This is a genomic window from Vallitalea sediminicola, from assembly GCF_054408565.1.
In genome coordinates, this window is sequence record NZ_BTPT01000048.1 from 1 (window position 1) to 17,826 (window position 17,826).

Consider the following 17,826-nt stretch of genomic DNA (forward strand, 5'->3'; position numbering starts at 1 on the left):
TTTCTTAACTTAATGACATTGTGCATACAGCTCCTTTTTTTATTATATACTCAATTCATTTATTCAATTTCATATAGATTACCAAATCTGTAACCTTGCTCTTTTAACGTTTTAATAATATCATCAAGTGCTTCTGTATTAGAAGATGATACCGCATGTAATAATGAAATCATACCTGAATGAGCATTATTTATTACGTGGTTATAAGCATACTCCTTACCTTTTTGATTATCTCTATCCCAATCCGCATAAGCCATACTCCAAAAAATAGTTTTATATCCTAATTGTCCAGTTAGGTATAGTGATCTTTCACTATATGCCCCTTCTGGTGGTCTAAAGAAAGTATCCATCTTGTATCCCGTCATTTCTTCAAAATATCTGGCCGTTTCTTCTATTTCGTATTTAATTTCATCATCTGTCAACTCATACATTCTTTTATGGTGTACAGTATGATTTCCAACTATATGACCTTCATCTTTCATTCTCTTTGCCAGATCAGCATTATTTTCAATAAAAGGTTTGGTTACAAAAAATGTTGCTTTTACATCATTAGCTTTTAATGTATCTAGTATAGTAGGTGTGTAACCATTTTCATAACCTTCGTCAAATGTCAGATAGATAACTTTTTCATCTGTTTCTACAATATAGTAACCACCATATTGTTCAATATCAAACTTATTATATCCAATAACTTTTGTGTGTTCTTTATTCCTTTTAAAACTCCAACTATATCCTTTATTAGATAAGGCAGAAGCATCTACATTAAGGTCAGAATTATCTCCCGTATCACTTCCCTGAGGTAATTCCTCTTTGACTTCATCTTTGTTTTCTTCTTGGTCAGAAGTATTGTCTGCTTCTAAGTCTTTTTCTCCTTCTGTCACCTTTGGCTCGTCTGTTTCTGGTTTCACCTCTGGCTCTGGTTTTACTTCTTTTTCAGGGTGAATTTCAGATTCCGTATCAGTAGTATCTAAGTCATTATCAATTTTCCCCTTATTGTTTGTCTCTTCCTTAGCAATAGCATTATTCTCATCGTTATTCTTAGCAGTATTATCTGGTTTATAAGCGCCTTTTCCTACTGTAAGTCCTAAGCAGACTGCTGCTACGACCAAAACAAGTATAGCTAGTGCTTTTAATGTTTTTGTGTCTTTTTTCTTCTTTTTTGCCATTATTGATCTCCCTTCTATGTCACTATATTCACCCTATTATAAAGCAAGACAAGAAAATCTAATTAGATATCATTATTACCTAATTAGAAATTCTTGCCTCTATTATACTCTCTTTTATGACATAAATCCAGATAATTATTTCCTATATCTATCTATTTTCAATCCTAATATTTTCCTAATTTTATTGCTGAATTTGTTTTCTATATCTATTATATCTATTTTCAATTAATCGTTCTTTATCCAACTCTTTTAATTCTTCTACCTGTTTAATGAAACTATCTTTTAATTCTTCACTTATCTCATGGAAACTATTATGTGCTCCTCCATCTGGTTCTTCAATAATCTTATCAATGATACCAAATTCAAGCAAATCCTCAGCCGTTATCTTCATTACTTCAGCTGCTTCTTTAGCTCGTTTACTATCCTTCCATAAGATACTAGCAAATCCTTCAGGTGATAGTATTGAGTATATTGAGTTTTCTAACATCCAAACCCTGTCCGATACTGCTAAAGCTAGGGCTCCACCACTACCGCCTTCACCAATTACAACTGATATGATAGGAACTTTTAGTCTAGCCATTTCAAATAGATTCCTTGCTATAGCTTCTCCCTGACCTCTTTCTTCTGCTCCTAATCCACAATATGCTCCTGGAGTATCCACAAAACAAATTATAGGTCTACCGAATTTCTCTGCCTGTTTCATAAGTCTAAGTGTTTTTCTGTAACCTTCAGGATGAGGCATTCCAAAGTTTCTATCAATATTTTCTTTTGTTGAACGACCTTTTTGCTGTCCGATAACTGTTATTGGAATACCTTCAAGCAACCCTATTCCGCCGATTATTGCTTTATCATCACTATATAATCTATCTCCATGAAACTCTATGAAATCATCAAATATAAGTCTAATATAATCTTCTGACGTAGGTCTCTCCGCCATTCTAGCTATGCTTACTTTTTCCCATGGGTCCATACAATAAACACCTCTTTAAATATAATTTTAAATTAATCTATAACCTATTCTTCAAAAAATTGTTGTATTCACATTCAACTAATATATATTTTAAGTACGATGAAATTCCAGCAATTTATATAAAGTATTTTTCATATCTCTTCTTTCCACAATCATATCTATATATCCATGCTCTAGTAGAAACTCAGCTTTTTGAAATCCCTCAGGTAATTTTTGATTAATTGTCTGTTCTATTACTCTTGCTCCAGCAAATCCAATCAACGTCCCAGGTTCAGCTAAGATTATATCTCCAAGCATAGCAAAACTAGCAGTAACTCCACCTGTTGTTGGGTCTGTCAGAACTGTAATATATAATAGTCCTGCTTCACTATGTTTAGCTAAAGCTGAAGATGTTTTAGCCATTTGCATAAGGGAGACAATTCCTTCTTGCATCCTAGCTCCACCAGAGGCAGTAAATATGATAATAGGTAATTTCTTGTTAGTTGCATGTTCAATGGCTCTAGTTATTTTCTCTCCTACAGCTTCTCCCATACTTCCCATCATGAATCTGCTATCCATAACCGCTATAACAACTTTCACTTTATTAATTCTGCCTTCACCTGTTATTACTCCTTCTTTCAGGCCTGTTTTCTTCTGTAATGCAGATATTTTATCTAAGTAATCTGGAAAATCCAGAATATTTTTCGTTCCAATATTAGCATTCAATTCTTTGAAAGAACCAGAATCAATTATTTGTGATATCCTTGATTCACTATCCATCCTAAAATGTTTATGGCATTTAGTACATATTTGATCTCTAGCTTCAAAATCATCTCTGTAAATTATCTCCCCACAATTATTACATTTAATCCATTTACCAGTAGGTACTGATGGATCACTCATCTCGTTAAATTGTTCTTTTCCATTTGCTGTTGTCTTTATAGGTAATTTAATGTATTTTTTCTTTTTAAATAATTCTTTCATACATATACCCCTTTTAATGGTTTATTTGATTTTTTATAAATAATCACTTAGCATCAATTAATTATCATTATCTTATAATTACTAAAAATAGTAAAAGGTAATATTGAACCTAGGGAAATGGCAAACTAACTTTTGTAAATAGCATATTAAGCGGCAATATTACCCTTTACTATTTTTTGTATCTAATAAGAAATATATCTTAACAAGGTTATTCTTTTGGGAAATGAATAACCTTGTTAAGTTAATTTACTTCTCCATCATTTTTTCAATAAAAGAAGTATTATAATTTCCTTCTATGAATTTTTCATTATTAATCAATTCGTATTGAAAATCAATATTAGTATCTATACCTTCAACAATAAACTCACCAATAGCACTATTCATTTTTTTTATGGCACTATGTCTATCTTTATCAAAAACAATTAACTTAGCTATCATTGAATCATATGTCGGAGGTATTTTATAACCGCAATAAATGGCACTGTCCACTCTAATGTCTTTTCCGCTAGGCATATGAAGGAAACTTATATCCCCAGGAGAGGGTCTAAATCCTTTACTAGGATTTTCTGCATTGATTCTACATTCAATTGCATGACCTTTAATCTTAACATCTTTCTGGTTATATTCTAATTTATCTCCATTTGCAATTCGTATTTGTTCTTTTATCAAATCTATGCCTGTAACCATTTCTGTAACAGGATGTTCTACTTGAATTCTAGTATTCATCTCAATAAAATAGAACTCTCCACTATCACTTAATAGAAATTCTACAGTTCCAGCATTTTTATAATTGATGGATTTAGCTGCTTTAACCGCTACTTCACCCATTTGTTTTCTTAGCTCATTATCAATAGCTGCAGAAGGTGATTCTTCAAGAACTTTTTGATGCCTTCTTTGCATTGAGCAGTCTCTTTCACCTAGATGTACTGTATTACCATAATTATCAGCTATTATTTGGAATTCAATATGTCTAGGATTAGTTACATATTTTTCCACATACATAGTATCGTCGCCAAAAGCATTTTTTGCTTCTGCACTAGCAGTTTTGAAGGAATTTGCTAATTCATCGCTATTGTTAGCAATACGCATACCTCTTCCACCACCGCCTGCTGATGCTTTGATAATAACAGGATATCCTATCTTATCCGCTACTTCTATTGCTTCTTCAATATTCGCTACAGCACCCTCTGAACCCGGTACTACTGGTATATTATTTTTAATCATTGTTTCTCTAGCTTGTGACTTGTTCCCCATTCTGTCCATCATATCACCTGTTGGACCTATGAATGTTATATTACATTCTTCACATACCTTAGCAAACTTACTGTTCTCGGATAAGAATCCAAATCCAGGATGTATTGCCGTAGCACCTGTAACAATAGCTGCACTGATTATCCTTTTAATATCAAGATAACTGTCTTTTGCAGGAGCAGGTCCAATACATATAGCTTCATCCGCCAATTGTGTATGAAGAGCTTCTTTATCTATCTCAGAATACACCGCTACCGTCTGTATATTCATCTCTCGACAGGCTCTAATAATTCTTACAGCAATTTCGCCTCTATTTGCAATCAGAATCTTATTAAACATATTTCACCTCTACTTCCATTAACCTTATATAACTACTTAGCAATAAAAGTTAATTCTCCAGTAACAGCAATTTCACCATCAACAGATGCTACTACTTTCCCAACTCCTACTGGACCTTTTTGTTTTATAATATCTATTTCTAAATCCAATCTATCTCCAGGTATAACTTTTCGTCTAATTTTAGTCTTATTAATACCACCAAAATACGCTGTTTTACCTTTATATTCTTCTAAACTAAGCATAGTGACTGCTCCCACTTGAGCAAGAGCTTCAACAATAAGTACTCCAGGCATTACTGGTTCCTCTGGAAAGTGTCCGGCAAAAAAATAATCATTCATTGTAACATTTTTATAGCCTACTCCCCTTTTACCTGGCTCTATTTCTGTTATTCTATCAACTAGCAAAAATGGATATCTATGTGGGATAATTTTTTGGATCTCAACTGCATCTAACATAATAACAATCTATTCCTTTCTTATTAACGTTTTAATAAGTAATAAATGCTCTTTACACACGCAAGATATTATCTATGGTCTAATCCTGAACAAAGGCTGATTATATTCTACTATATCTTCATTTTCCACCAATATATCTACAACCTCACCTGAAGTTTCAGCTTCTATATCATTCATCAACTTCATAGCTTCAATAATACATAGTGTCTTGCCTTTTGACACCTTATCTCCTATTTTAACGTAATCTTCTTCGTCGGGACTTGCAGCACTATAGAACGTCCCTACTATAGGCGATTTAACTATTATTGTATTTTTTTCTTCTACGTCTACTTTATCGTTGCTATTATCTTGTACAGGCTCTTTATTAACGTTAACAGTCTGGCTGGTAGTAATTGGTTTCTGAATATAAGGTTCTACACTTGATGTCATTATGTTTTCTTTTTCTTTCCTTATGGATATCTTGAATCCATCTTTTTCAATATCCACACGTGACAATCCCTTTTCACTTACTATATTTATCAGCTCTTTTATATTTTCAAATTTCAACAGTCATCACTTCCTTACAATATTATTAAAATAATTTTTATTCTTCATATTTGCCTATTACTAATGATGCATTATGTCCACCAAAACCAAGTGAGTTAGAAAGAATATATTTCACATCAAGATTTCTTCCTTTAATAGGAATATAATCCAAATCACATTCTTCATCTGGTGTTGCATATCCTACCGTTGGATGTACAAAACTATCCAATATCGTTTTTACACATGCAACTATCTCTACTGCACCAGCTGCTCCTAGTAAATGTCCTACCATTGATTTAGTAGAACTAATGGGAACTTTATAAGCGTTGTCTTTGAATACTTTTTTGATAGCAGCAGTTTCTAGTTTATCATTATATTCTGTACTTGTTCCATGTGCATTAATGTAGGATATATCTTCTGGCTTGATACCTGCATCTTTTATAGCTAATTTCATGGCTCTTGCTGCACCTTCTCCACCTGGTGCTGGTGCTGTAATATGATAAGCATCACAAGCTGCTCCATAACCTTTGACCTCAGCTAATATATTGGCACCTCTTGCTTCTGCATGTTCTAATTCCTCTAAGATTATGATTCCAGATCCTTCACCCATAACAAAACCATCTCTATTTTTATCAAATGGTCTTGATGCTTTTTTAGGATCCTCACTGGTACTTAGTGCTTGAAGAGCTGTAAATCCTGAAACTCCAAGAGGTACTATACAACTTTCAGTTCCACCTGCAACCATAACATCCGCATCACCATATTGTATAATTCTAAAAGCATCACCTATGGTATTCGTACTAGTAGCACATGCTGTCACCACATTGGTACATACTCCTTTTAATCCAAATTGGATAGCGATATTACCTGCTGCCATATTAGTAATTACTTTTGGTATAAACATAGGAGATACTTTGTTAGGACCTTTGGCTAACAAGTTCTGTTCTTCTTTCTCAATTGAACCTAATCCTCCTACACCTGTTCCTACTACAACACCTATTCTTTCAACGTCTTCTTTTTCTAAGTCAAGACCTGAATTATCTATCGCTTGTTTGGTTGCTGCTATTGAGAATTGAGCGAATCTATCCATTCTCTTAGCTTTCTTTCTTTCCATATATTCTTTAGGCTCAAACCCTTTTACTTCACCAACTATTTTTGCTCTATAATCAGTTGCATCAAATGAAGTAATCTCTCCAAATCCAATTTTTCCTGCTTTTAGATTATTCCAATATTCATCTACATTATTCCCAATAGGCGTGATAACACCTAATCCTGTTATGACAACTCTTCTCTTCATTGTAACCTTCCTTTCATCTAATTAAACAACCATTCCACCGTCTACATTAATTACTTGACCTGTAACATAACTTGCTTCATCAGAAGCTAGAAAAGCTACTACATTAGCTACTTCCCTTGCTTTCCCAATTCTTTTCATAGGGATATTTAATAAAATCTGGTCTTTAATTTTGTCAGTTAATATATCAGTCATATCACTTTCTATAAAACCTGGAGCGACAGCATTCACAGTTATGCTTCTTGTAGCTAACTCTTTTGACATCGATTTTGTCAAACCGATGATTCCTGCTTTTGATGCTGCATAATTAGCCTGCCCAACATTACCTATTTCACCTATTACGGATGAAATATTTATTATCCTACCAGATTTCTGTTTCAACATGATTCTATTAACATGTTTGATGCAATTGAATGTGCCTTTTAGATTGACTCTTATTACATCATCAAATTCCACTTCTGTCATCTTAAGCATCAACATATCTTTTGTTATTCCAGCATTATTGACTAGAATATCTATTCTTCCATATTCATCTTTAACTTCGGATATCAATTTTTTAGCATCTTCAAAAATACTTACGTCAGCTTTATATGCTTTGGCGCTCCCACCATCAGCAATAATATCCGCAACTACTTTCTGGGCTTCTTCTTCACTACTTCTATAATTAACTGCTACTATTATTCCATCACTTGCTAATCTACGAGCTATTTCTCTACCTATTCCTCTTGAAGCACCAGTTACTATAGCAACCTTATCCATTAATTATCATCCTTTCTCTGGGATTCTAATACTACTCTTCCATTAATTTAACTGCCTTACTTAATGTTTTCATATCTTGTATATTGATTATTTTCTTGCTTCTATCGATTTTCTTAACAAAAGAACTAAGTGTTTTACCTGGTCCTATTTCAATGAATGTATCTACACCATCATCTATCATTCTACTTATAGTCTCTTCCCATCTTACTGGTGAGACAACTTGTTTAGTCAAGAGAGTTTTAACATTTTTATGATCATCTACATAGTCCGCTGTTACATTAGTTATATACGGAATCTTATTCTTTACAACGTTAATCTCTTCTAATTCCTTCATAAGTTTTTCTGCTGCTGGGTTAAGCATAGGGGTATGAAAAGGTCCACTTACCTTAAGCTTAATTACTCTTTTTGCTCCTGCTTCTTCCAATTTTTCACAGGCAGTGTTTAGAGCTTCCACTTCTCCTGCAATAACAATCTGACCTGGGCAATTATAATTAGCAGGCAAAACCATTCCATCTATACTGTCACATATCTCTTCTACAATACGTGGCTCCAAACCAAGAACTGCTGCCATAGAGCCTTTACCCTTTGGTACAGCTTCTTCCATATATCTACCTCTTTTTCTAACAAGCCTTACCGCTTCTTCAAAATCCATCGCCCCATTGGCAACTAAAGCACTGTATTCCCCTAGGCTTAATCCAGCAACTACATCTGCCTTTAATCCATGTTCTTTTACAGCTTCTAAAATAGCTATAGTAGTAGTTAGAATTGCAGGTTGTGTATATTCTGTATTATTAAGAACATCTTCTTTTTCATTACATACTTCTTCTATATCGAATCCTAGTGTTTCACTAGCAATCTGAAAGATTTTTTTGCTGCTTTCAAAATTGTTAGCTATTTCTTTTCCCATACCAAGATATTGAGCTCCTTGACCTGGAAATAAAAAAGCTGTCTTTCCCATGATTTTCATTCCTTTCAATATATAAAACTAATTAACTCTTATTACTTATCTCTTATTACTTATCTATTATTGATAACTCTGTCTGCATCTGTTACAAGTTCTTCTATTATTTCACTACATGTCTGTTCTTTATCAATCATTCCTGCTATCTGTCCAGACATAACTGAACCATTAGCTACATCACCGTCTACAACAGCTAATTTAAGTTTACCAGTGCCGAATTCTTCTAGGTCTTCTATACTGACTCCCTCTTTTTCTAGTTGCAAGAATTTCCTTGTAAATTTATTTTTTAATGCTCTCACAGGATGCCCAGTAACTTTACCTGTTACACGAGTATCTATATCCTTAGCTTTTATTATTTTCTCTTTATAATTCTTATGTACGATACATTCTTTCGCAACTAAGAATCTTGTTCCCACTTGAAAAGCATCTGCTCCCAACATCTTAGTCGCAGCTATCCCTCTGCCATCACCTATTCCACCAGCGGCAATAACAGGTATCTCTACTGCATCTACTACTTGAGGTAAAAGTGCCATGGTCGTTAATTCTCCAACGTGACCGCCTGATTCACACCCTTCAGCAATAATTGCGTCAACACCAGATCTTTCCATTCTCTTAGCTAATGCAACAGAAGGAACTACTGGTATCACTTTTATACCATTTTCTTTCCACATCTCTAAATATTTACCCGGATTTCCTGCTCCAGTTGTAACAACTGCTACCTTTTCTTCACATATCATATTAGCTATTTCATCTGCAAAAGGTGAAAGAAGCATTATATTGACTCCAAATGGTTTATCGGTTAATTCTTTAGTTTTTCTAATTTGTTCTCTAACAACATCACAAGGAGCATTTCCTCCTGCTATAATTCCAAGACCTCCTGCATTAGATACTGCAGCAACTAAGTTATATTCTGCTATCCAAGCCATAGCACCTTGAAATATTGGATATTTAATATTCAACATTTTACAAATCTCAGATTTCACTATTTTCACTCCTTAAAATTTAAACCAATCGGGTACCCCCAGATTGGTTATAAGTTAATCATTCTTACTGATTATTTTTTACGTAGTTTAATGCGTCTTGTACAGTAATTACTGAAGGTAAGTCCTCATTCTTGATCTCTACTCCTGATTCATCTTCAATAGCCATTACCAATTCAAATAAGTCTAATGAATCTGCTCCAAGATCATCTATGAATTTAGCTTGTAATGTTACTTCACTTTCTTCAACATCTAGTTGATCAATTACTACCTCTTTCAATTTTTCAAAATCCATTATATAATTCCTCCTATTTTAATTTTATTATTTTAGATTGTTATCATAGCAACTCCGTAAGTGAGTCCTCCACCAAAACCAGCAATAATAATTCTATGCCCTTTTTTCAATATATTCTTTCTGAACATCTCGTCTAAGGCAATAGGTACACTAGCTGATGATGTGTTCCCATATGAAGCAATATTTTTGTAGATCTTTTCTTTATCTATTTTTAATCTTTTTGCTATAGAATCAATGATTCTCTCATTTGCTTGATGTAATACAAAATAATCAATATCTTCCATTTCATATGGAGATTTCTTAATTACATTTTTTATGCCCCTAGGTACAGAACCACATGCAAATTTGAATACTTCCTGACCATTCATTTTTATATATTTATCTGATACTTTGTTTACAAAAGGATTCTTAAGGTCGCTACCGCCACATACTAAGTGTTCACTTAATTTACCTAGAGATTTACACTCAAAATCAATAATTCCTTCTTCTTCTGATTCACTTATCACAACTGCTCCAGATCCGTCACCGAATAATACACAAGTTCTTCTATCTTCCCAATCTGTCAATCTAGAAAGTACTTCCACTCCAATTACTAAAGCATTCTTGGCTAAACCAGCTTTAATATAAGCTGTAGCTGTATTAAGTGCAAAAATAAAACCTGAGCATGCTGCATTAATATCAAAACACATTGCATTATCTGCTTCTATTTCTTTTTGTACTTCACATGCAGTCGATGGAGTAAAATTATCGGCTGAAATAGTAGCTACTAATATTAAATCAATCTCATTAGGATCTATATTAGAAGATTCAACGGCTTTTTTTGCAGCGTTAACAGCTAAATCAGTTGTTCCTTCTCCAGTTGTAATTCTTCTATTTTTAATACCTGTACGGCTACTAATCCATTCGTCACTTGTTTCAACAAAGGAGGATAGATCATCATTTGATACTATATTATCGGGTAAATAACTACCTGTTCCAATGATTCTAACATTTTTCATATCATTATCTCCTATTTATTTTGCGTTGCAAATACTTTGATAATCAAAGTATATCCGAATTGACTATAATTGTCAAGAATTTATTTAAAATATTTACTTGACTAAGCAGTATAAATATCCACTATATAAATGATAGACCTATTTCTATAAATTTATACATATTGCGATTTTATAGACTTATTTCATCAAATATAAAATTTTTACTTCCTAATATATACCAAATAATGATAGCATAAAAACTTTATTTAGTACCTTGCATTAATAGGTAGTGTGTGATATATTATAATCACAGCATTAAATAACTCAATGTTATAATTTTGAGAGATTAATGCATGGGAGGTTAATAAATGAATATACAGTTTAAGAAAGGCGTATTAGAGTTATGTGTATTATCTCTACTCTCAAGAGACGATTATTATGGTTATGAGTTAGTCAAAAAGATATCCAATAACGTAAGAATATCAGAAGGAACTATATATCCTTTATTAAGAAGATTAACAAAAGAGAATTATTTTGAAACTTACCTCAAAGAATCTTCCGAGGGTCCACCTAGAAAATATTACACACTTACAAAAAAAGGACATGAAGCAAAAGAAGAACTAAGTGATGAGTGGTATGACTTTGTTTCAAGAGTTAATTCTTTGATTGAGGAGGAAGATATAAGTGAATAAGAATGAGTATTTAGAAAAATTGGATATACTACTTGAATCTCTTCCATATGATGAACGTAGAGACATTATGTATGACTATGAAGAACACTTCAAATCAGGATTATCTGATGGAAAAACCGAAGAAGAGATATCAAATGAACTTGGTGATCCAGAAACAATTGCAGCTGGGTACATTCCTAATTTACATACAAAAGAGAAGAATAATTATTCAACGAATACTTCTAGCACTACGACTTATACAAGTAATGGGAGTCAGTATTCTATAGGAATATTGATTGGAGTAATTTTTTTCAACTTAATAATGATAGGATTTTTTATAGCTCTCTGGGCTGTGTTAGCAGCCTTTTTCATCGTTGGAATAGCTTTAGTACTATCGAGTGTAGTTATATTGATTGTTAGTGTTTTCAAATCACCGATGATATATGTTTCCATACCTTTTGATGTTATAGCTCACCCATTTTTAGGATTTCTATTCTTTATCTTTATAGGAAGTGCTGGTGGACTTATCATTATAGGAACTATCATGTTGATTAAACTCTATGCTAATTTTACTACCAAGTATATTGAATGGAACAAACGAATCGTAAGGAGAGATAGTTATGAAAAAGCTTAAAAATCTTACTATAATATTTTCAATAACCTTAGTTGCATCTTTTTTTGGAATTATTGCATATGCCTCGACTAATCACATTAGTACAGTAGGTTATTTTGGATTTAATCCATTTTATTCAAATAATAATAATAATGATAATACTACTAAAGATAATGATGATTATGATTGGTTATACAATCTACCTTTTATACCAAACCAAGTTAAAGGAATAATCGAAGATTCCATCGACGAAAGTATACACGATTCCAATATTACTGATTTTGATCATGAAATTTATGATAAAACAGGAGATACTATAGTTGATAATTTTAACTGTCAAGATTTAGAGAAAATATCTATTAATACTGATGCAGCTAGAATTGTTTTCAAACAGGAAGATAGAAAAGATATAAAGGTTAAATACATCTATACAAAACCCCAAACTAATAATTACTCTATTAATTACAATACTGATGTTAGCAACAATACTCTAGATATTACTCAGAGAATAATTACCAAAAATTTCTTTGGTAGCATGAATACAAGTAATTTTAAAAACGATATAACAATTTACGTTCCTAATGACTTTGAATTAGATAACTTATATATCAATAATAATCTTGGAGAAATTAATAACAGTGAATTTTTCTCTGATGTTAAAAACATCAATTTGACTTCTAGCTTAGGTAAAATAAACATCACTCTTGCTAATTCCAAAGAATCTGTTATCCTAAATAGTTCAATGGGAGAAATAAATTATTATAATAATGCTGATGTTGATAAATTAAAAATCTCTACTAGTGGTGGTTTTATATATATGGAATCTAATAATACCATCAATGATTGTACTGCCAGCACAGATATGGGAAGTATTAACATAGTTTCAAATGGTAAGATTAACAATTGTGACCTGGACTCTGATTTGGGAGCTATAACAGCATCTTTTAAACAAACGATAGATTCTTTCAATATTTCTTCTGACTTGGGAAGTATTGAGATAGAACTGTATGATAATGATAATTCAGTCATATCCACAAACGTTTCCATGGGAAGCATAAAATCTGATTTACCTACAACTTCTAAAAAAAGCAACTACAATGTTGACTGTGATATGGGAGATATAACAATTAGAAAAAAATAGAATTATAGGTATCACATAACAAAAAATAATCTTTATTGTATAGTAATAATATTCTTTTTACCCTGTAAGTTGCAAAAAAAATAATTAATATATCTAAAACTATAGACTTGAATTTATCTTTTATATATAATAATCATATCATATTAATTATGTAATTATGCAATTTACAAGGGGGAATAACAATGAAGTATGTACCAAATATTCTAACCATAATTAGAATGTTCCTTGTGCCACTATTTCCTGTAGTTTTCTTTTCATCGGGGGAGAATGCTCATATCTATGCTTTGATAATATTCTTAGCTGCTAGTTTTACTGATTTTGTAGATGGATATCTTGCAAGAAAATATAATGTAGTTTCAGTTGTTGGAATAGTCTTGGACCCTTTAGCAGATAAGCTTATGCTGGTAACTACATTAGGGTGTTTATATTTTTCAGAATATATACCTATTTGGGTATTACTAATAATTTTAATAAAAGAAACTTGTCTTGTTTTATCAGGTATTTTCTTGTATCTCAGAAAAGAAAAAACGGTTATACCATCTAACAAATTTGGTAAACTCGCAACTGTAATATTTTCAGCTGCTATATTTTTAATAATTGTTTTACCTGATCATTTTATAAGTATCTCAGTTATGTTCATAGCAATAATATTAGAGTTGATTGCTCTTTCTAGCTATGTTGGTTATTATTTTAGAAATGTAAGGAAAAAAACTACTACTGATTAAAATGAATCAGTAGTTTTTTTTGCAAAAAAAATCCTACCACGGCGGTAGGATAAAAATTTGTTAATTTATCATAAATAAAAGGGGGGATAGTTTTCATAATTATATTATCATTTTTATGTGTACTTTAGATGTCAATAGCATTACAATTTAATTACATTGGACAATCTATTTCTTTTATCCAATATCCGTATTCTCCTGATTTAGTTTTGGCACCAGAACAGCATACAAAATTTTTGAATCCATAGAAATATGCGGCTACCTTATCTTTTGGATAGTATATTCCAGGTACTCCAAGAATAAAATATGGCTTTCCTCTATCACAATCCATATCTCTTCCTAGTATTAGATGCTTATATTTTCTATACGCATTAAGCAAAAAGGTATTATTTGTAAGCAACCATGATTCTATAGGGAAATATATGATATCTGCTGGTTCTATACGAATCCATTCTATATCTGAATACTTGCCCTCAAATGGTTTCATTTTTGGATATTCTTTAAATATATTATCATATATTTTAGTTAATTCCTTTTCATCAAAATGATCTTTTATTATGTCAAAAGTTTGGTTCCCTATATCATCGATTTCTACAGACTTATCATTTCCAGTTTCTCTATTATATACGTCAGCATTAGTTTTTGCTTTAGTTGTATTAGTTCTTGGGTTGTTAATATCTGTTTTATCATCTTTTAAATTTACCTCAATTGCTTTATTTTCTTCAATTCTATCTTCTTTGATTAGAGATTTTTCTACTATTTGCTGGCTCCTATTTTTTTTATTTATATTAATATTTCTTTTCCAAGGATAATCTATTTCTTTTATATATCCTACTAAAGGAAATCTAAAATTGTTGTCATTTTCTTTACATATTATAGCAATGATTGAAATATCATCAATTGATATATTTTTTTTCATAATGTTATTAGTATCAGTATTAATATTCAAATTGGCAAAATTATTCTTATCTAATTCAATAACTCCAATAGGTATGATATCACTGCTACTCTGAGTAGTTTTTATAAGACAAGCTTTATATATATTATTATTTGTTTTTATAAGCCCATTCACAGATAATTTAATTCTACACTTGTTACCTCTTGTTTCTATTTTACAATATCCATAAGATTTGTTTCCTACAGAAACATATCCTTTATCCTCTTGCTTTAAATCGATGACTTGCCGATTATAATTGTTTGATTGCACATTAAAACCCCCTTTATACATTTATATTTATGTTAAGGGGGTTTTAGTATAGATAATAATTCATTTTATTTAATTAACTCATATAACTTGTTTGCTAAATTAGAAAATTCTTCTAGGCTAAGAGTTTCTCCTCTTACATTTTGTTTCAAACCTATATCTTCTATAGCTTGTTTTAATTGTTCTTTTTCAAATATACCCTCTAGATTATTATATAGTCCATTGATAAGGGTCTTTCTTCTTTGATTAAAAGATGCTCTAATGATTCTAAACAATAATTTAACATCTTTAGCTTCTACTGGAGGTTGCTTATATTTTGTTAACTTGATTACTGCCGAACCTATCTTGGGTCTTGGCATAAAACAATTAGGTGGTACATTAGCAACAATATATGGTTCGCTATAATACCCGACAGCTAAAGATAGAGCTCCATAATCCTTAGTCCCTGGTTTTGCTTTCATCCTATCGGCAACTTCTTTTTGAACCATTACTGTAATACTATCTACAGGAACATTACTTTCAAATAACCCCATTATAATAGGAGTTGTAATGTAATATGGAAGATTAGCAACCACTTTTATAGGCTTATTATTATTTTTTTCTCTTACCAATTTAACTAGATCAACTTTCAGAATATCCTCATTGATAATAGTTATATTATTATAATCACTTAAAGTATCTTCTAATATAGGTATGAGCTTCTTATCAATTTCTATTGCTATTACTTGTTTTGCATTTTCTGCTAATTGTTGAGTAAGACTTCCTATTCCCGGACCAATTTCTATTACTACATCTTCTTTATTGATATCTGAAGAAGTAACGATCTTATTTAAAACATGGGAATCTATCAGAAAATTTTGACCAAATTTTTTCTGGAATGCAAAATCATATTTTTTTATTATTTCTATGGTTTTTTTAGGAGAAGCAATTGATTCTATGATATAAATCACCTCTTTTATTATTTTATTTACGTAGTTTTGGAAATAAATTGGGTATGAATGGATATTATATTATTAATATAATGAATCGTTATCATATTTCACCAATTATGAATATAATTTTATTGTCGTTAATGCACTATAATAAATTCCAGTATTTTACATTTATATACAATATATACGGTTAGTTAATTGTATTCTATACTATATATTGTATAATGGTGTCATTTGGTTTAATTCATAAACAAAACATATAAAAATAATTAATTTTTCGAGTTTTTATAAAAATTTACATTTTTTTCTTTATATATTCGATTTATATGATAAAATATATATATAAACAATATTATTTTTACATAAAAGTATATTAAGCTCTATTCCTGTACTAATTATCTCTTATTCGCACAATTTATATTACCTATTATCACTTCAATATCAACGTACTAAATTTAATTATTAAGTTATTCAGATTCCTATTAATATGATATCAAAAGTTAAGTGAGGTGCCTTCTATGCAAAGTACTGAAATAATTTATCAAGTAAACGAAAATCTATCTTATATCATCAGTCAAATTAATAGTAAGCTTACTATTGATACTGATGTAATAGAAATGTCGAAACAAATTGATTTACTATTAGAGGAATTAATGTCAGAAATAGAAAAAAGCAACTAGTAAGCAGGGTTAGCCATAATACTTATTATGGCTTAACCCTAAAACTATTATCATTTAATCTTAAAAAGTTTTTTTGCATTTTCATAAGTGTTTTCTATTACTTCTTCATAAGACATATCTTTTAATTCAGCTATTTGCTGAGCAATATATTTTAGATTGCTGGAATCATTTCTTTTACCTCTATTTGGCACTGGTGCTAAATATGGAGAGTCAGTTTCTATTAAAATGTTATTAATGGATATCTCTCTTACTACTTCTTTTAGCTTATTAGCGTTTTTAAAAGTCACGACACCACCAACACCAATATAGAGTCCCATTTCAACATATTCTCGTGCTTGTTCTATACTTCCTGAGTAACAATGAATTACGCCACCAGTTTGTTTCGCATCAGTTGATTTAATAATATCCATAGTATCTTTTGCCGCTTCTCTGCTGTGCACTATTATAGGTAATTGTAATTCTTTTGCTATCTTTATTTGTTCACTGAACCACAACTTCTGGATTTCTTTTGTAGAATTTTCATAATAATAATCAAGTCCTATTTCTCCAATAGATACAACTTTGTCATAGGCTGACAATTCAGTAATTGTTTTTAGATCTTCTTTTTTCATGTTTTTTACATCATCTGGATGAACACCTACAGCTGCATATATATAATCATATTTTTTTGCTAATTCAACACATTTATATGAAGAATCAATGTTGGCTGCTACATTAATTATATATTCTACTTCTTCATTTGGTAAACGCTCCAATAAATCATCTCTATCAATATCAAATTTCTCATCATCATAATGAGCATGACTTTCAAAAATCATTGTTCTCACCTCTATTTATATTACTACTAGAATAAAGTACTTAACAGTCGCTCCGATAGTATAAGGTAATATTCCGTCGTTTTATTATTACTTGCAGGCGTTTCCTATAA

At 31.2% G+C, this 17,826-nt stretch carries 18 protein-coding genes and 1 pseudogene; 5 read left to right on the forward strand and 14 right to left on the reverse strand.

From position 1 onward, the window contains the following. Window positions 1–59: 59 nt before the first annotated feature. The 11 genes and pseudogenes from ACX6CF_RS19665 to ACX6CF_RS19715 all read right to left on the reverse strand — a co-directional run bounded on the left by ACX6CF_RS19665 (window position 60) and on the right by ACX6CF_RS19715 (window position 10,956). A complete protein-coding gene (locus ACX6CF_RS19665; RefSeq protein WP_458787073.1) occupies window positions 60–1,166 on the reverse strand; it encodes a delta-lactam-biosynthetic de-N-acetylase in 1,107 nt (368 codons plus the stop codon). A gap of 181 nt (window positions 1,167–1,347) precedes the next feature. Then, window positions 1,348–3,099: pseudogene (locus ACX6CF_RS19670) on the reverse strand (acetyl-CoA carboxylase carboxyltransferase subunit alpha). A 246-nt stretch (window positions 3,100–3,345) separates the two neighbouring features. After that, complete coding sequence (locus ACX6CF_RS19675) at window positions 3,346–4,689, reverse strand: acetyl-CoA carboxylase biotin carboxylase subunit (RefSeq protein ID WP_458787074.1); 1,344 nt, start codon at window positions 4,687–4,689, stop codon at window positions 3,346–3,348. Window positions 4,690–4,721: 32 nt separating this feature from the next. Further along, entirely contained in the window at window positions 4,722–5,144 is a 423-nt protein-coding gene (fabZ, locus tag ACX6CF_RS19680) for a 3-hydroxyacyl-ACP dehydratase FabZ (protein WP_458787075.1), read from the reverse strand. Between the two features lie 72 nt (window positions 5,145–5,216). Further along, window positions 5,217–5,690, reverse strand: a complete 474-nt coding sequence (gene accB, locus ACX6CF_RS19685) for an acetyl-CoA carboxylase biotin carboxyl carrier protein (protein ID WP_458787076.1) — start codon at window positions 5,688–5,690, stop codon at window positions 5,217–5,219. Window positions 5,691–5,727: 37 nt separating this feature from the next. Beyond that, the gene (gene fabF, locus ACX6CF_RS19690; protein ID WP_458787077.1) at window positions 5,728–6,966 is read right to left on the reverse strand and encodes a beta-ketoacyl-ACP synthase II; all 1,239 of its coding nucleotides are present in this window, start codon (window positions 6,964–6,966) and stop codon (window positions 5,728–5,730) included. A 21-nt stretch (window positions 6,967–6,987) separates the two neighbouring features. Continuing rightward, the gene (gene fabG / locus ACX6CF_RS19695; protein ID WP_458787078.1) at window positions 6,988–7,722 is read right to left on the reverse strand and encodes a 3-oxoacyl-[acyl-carrier-protein] reductase; all 735 of its coding nucleotides are present in this window, start codon (window positions 7,720–7,722) and stop codon (window positions 6,988–6,990) included. Between the two features lie 31 nt (window positions 7,723–7,753). Further along, window positions 7,754–8,680, reverse strand: a complete 927-nt coding sequence (gene fabD / locus ACX6CF_RS19700; protein WP_458787079.1) for an ACP S-malonyltransferase — start codon at window positions 8,678–8,680, stop codon at window positions 7,754–7,756. 59 nt (window positions 8,681–8,739) lie between these two features. Beyond that, a complete protein-coding gene (gene fabK / locus ACX6CF_RS19705) occupies window positions 8,740–9,666 on the reverse strand; it encodes an enoyl-[acyl-carrier-protein] reductase FabK (RefSeq protein ID WP_458787080.1) in 927 nt (308 codons plus the stop codon). 64 nt (window positions 9,667–9,730) lie between these two features. Then, entirely contained in the window at window positions 9,731–9,958 is a 228-nt protein-coding gene (gene acpP / locus ACX6CF_RS19710) for an acyl carrier protein (protein ID WP_458787081.1), read from the reverse strand. 32 nt (window positions 9,959–9,990) lie between these two features. Further along, a complete protein-coding gene (locus tag ACX6CF_RS19715; RefSeq protein WP_458787082.1) occupies window positions 9,991–10,956 on the reverse strand; it encodes a beta-ketoacyl-ACP synthase III in 966 nt (321 codons plus the stop codon). Between the two features lie 347 nt (window positions 10,957–11,303). Between ACX6CF_RS19715 and ACX6CF_RS19720 the strand changes: the two genes are divergently transcribed. The 4 genes from ACX6CF_RS19720 (at window position 11,304) to pgsA (ending at window position 14,085) form a co-directional block, all read left to right on the forward strand. After that, window positions 11,304–11,627, forward strand: coding sequence for a PadR family transcriptional regulator (locus ACX6CF_RS19720; protein WP_458787083.1), 324 nt, complete (start codon window positions 11,304–11,306; stop codon window positions 11,625–11,627). Beyond that, the gene (locus tag ACX6CF_RS19725) at window positions 11,620–12,240 is read left to right on the forward strand and encodes a DUF1700 domain-containing protein (protein WP_458787084.1); all 621 of its coding nucleotides are present in this window, start codon (window positions 11,620–11,622) and stop codon (window positions 12,238–12,240) included. The genes ACX6CF_RS19720 and ACX6CF_RS19725 overlap by 8 nt, the downstream gene beginning before the upstream one ends. Then, the gene (locus ACX6CF_RS19730; RefSeq protein WP_458787085.1) at window positions 12,227–13,360 is read left to right on the forward strand and encodes a DUF4097 family beta strand repeat-containing protein; all 1,134 of its coding nucleotides are present in this window, start codon (window positions 12,227–12,229) and stop codon (window positions 13,358–13,360) included. Before ACX6CF_RS19725 ends, ACX6CF_RS19730 begins: the two co-directional genes overlap by 14 nt. Window positions 13,361–13,542: 182 nt before the next feature. After that, the gene (gene pgsA, locus ACX6CF_RS19735) at window positions 13,543–14,085 is read left to right on the forward strand and encodes a CDP-diacylglycerol--glycerol-3-phosphate 3-phosphatidyltransferase (RefSeq protein ID WP_458787086.1); all 543 of its coding nucleotides are present in this window, start codon (window positions 13,543–13,545) and stop codon (window positions 14,083–14,085) included. Window positions 14,086–14,236: 151 nt separating this feature from the next. Here pgsA and ACX6CF_RS19740 read toward each other — a convergent pair whose 3' ends face one another. After that, window positions 14,237–15,289, reverse strand: a complete 1,053-nt coding sequence (locus tag ACX6CF_RS19740) for a DUF6128 domain-containing protein (protein ID WP_458787087.1) — start codon at window positions 15,287–15,289, stop codon at window positions 14,237–14,239. Between the two features lie 65 nt (window positions 15,290–15,354). Continuing rightward, entirely contained in the window at window positions 15,355–16,236 is an 882-nt protein-coding gene (gene rsmA / locus ACX6CF_RS19745) for a 16S rRNA (adenine(1518)-N(6)/adenine(1519)-N(6))-dimethyltransferase RsmA (RefSeq protein WP_458787088.1), read from the reverse strand. 500 nt (window positions 16,237–16,736) lie between these two features. Here rsmA and ACX6CF_RS19750 point away from each other — a divergent pair, with 500 nt between their 5' ends. Next, window positions 16,737–16,898 carry a hypothetical protein gene (locus ACX6CF_RS19750; RefSeq protein ID WP_458787089.1) on the forward strand — a complete coding sequence of 54 codons (162 nt, stop codon included), beginning with the start codon at window positions 16,737–16,739 and terminating at the stop codon, window positions 16,896–16,898. 50 nt (window positions 16,899–16,948) lie between these two features. Here the strand turns inward: ACX6CF_RS19750 and ACX6CF_RS19755 are convergent, their stop codons facing one another. Further along, entirely contained in the window at window positions 16,949–17,716 is a 768-nt protein-coding gene (locus tag ACX6CF_RS19755) for a TatD family hydrolase (protein ID WP_458787090.1), read from the reverse strand. Window positions 17,717–17,826: the final 110 nt, after the last annotated feature.

Coding starts and splice junctions, on each gene's coding strand:
- acpP (WP_458787081.1), bottom strand. CDS start 9,958: ATGGATTTTGAAAAATTGAAAGAGGTAGTAATTGATCAACTAGATGTT.
- ACX6CF_RS19675 (WP_458787074.1), bottom strand. CDS start 4,689: ATGTTTAATAAGATTCTGATTGCAAATAGAGGCGAAATTGCTGTAAGA.
- fabF (WP_458787077.1), bottom strand. CDS start 6,966: ATGAAGAGAAGAGTTGTCATAACAGGATTAGGTGTTATCACGCCTATT.
- ACX6CF_RS19665 (WP_458787073.1), bottom strand. CDS start 1,166: ATGGCAAAAAAGAAGAAAAAAGACACAAAAACATTAAAAGCACTAGCT.
- pgsA (WP_458787086.1), top strand. CDS start 13,543: ATGAAGTATGTACCAAATATTCTAACCATAATTAGAATGTTCCTTGTG.
- fabD (WP_458787079.1), bottom strand. CDS start 8,680: ATGGGAAAGACAGCTTTTTTATTTCCAGGTCAAGGAGCTCAATATCTT.
- fabZ (WP_458787075.1), bottom strand. CDS start 5,144: ATGTTAGATGCAGTTGAGATCCAAAAAATTATCCCACATAGATATCCA.
- ACX6CF_RS19730 (WP_458787085.1), top strand. CDS start 12,227: ATGAAAAAGCTTAAAAATCTTACTATAATATTTTCAATAACCTTAGTT.
- fabG (WP_458787078.1), bottom strand. CDS start 7,722: ATGGATAAGGTTGCTATAGTAACTGGTGCTTCAAGAGGAATAGGTAGA.
- ACX6CF_RS19715 (WP_458787082.1), bottom strand. CDS start 10,956: ATGAAAAATGTTAGAATCATTGGAACAGGTAGTTATTTACCCGATAAT.
- ACX6CF_RS19720 (WP_458787083.1), top strand. CDS start 11,304: ATGAATATACAGTTTAAGAAAGGCGTATTAGAGTTATGTGTATTATCT.
- ACX6CF_RS19755 (WP_458787090.1), bottom strand. CDS start 17,716: ATGATTTTTGAAAGTCATGCTCATTATGATGATGAGAAATTTGATATT.
- ACX6CF_RS19750 (WP_458787089.1), top strand. CDS start 16,737: ATGCAAAGTACTGAAATAATTTATCAAGTAAACGAAAATCTATCTTAT.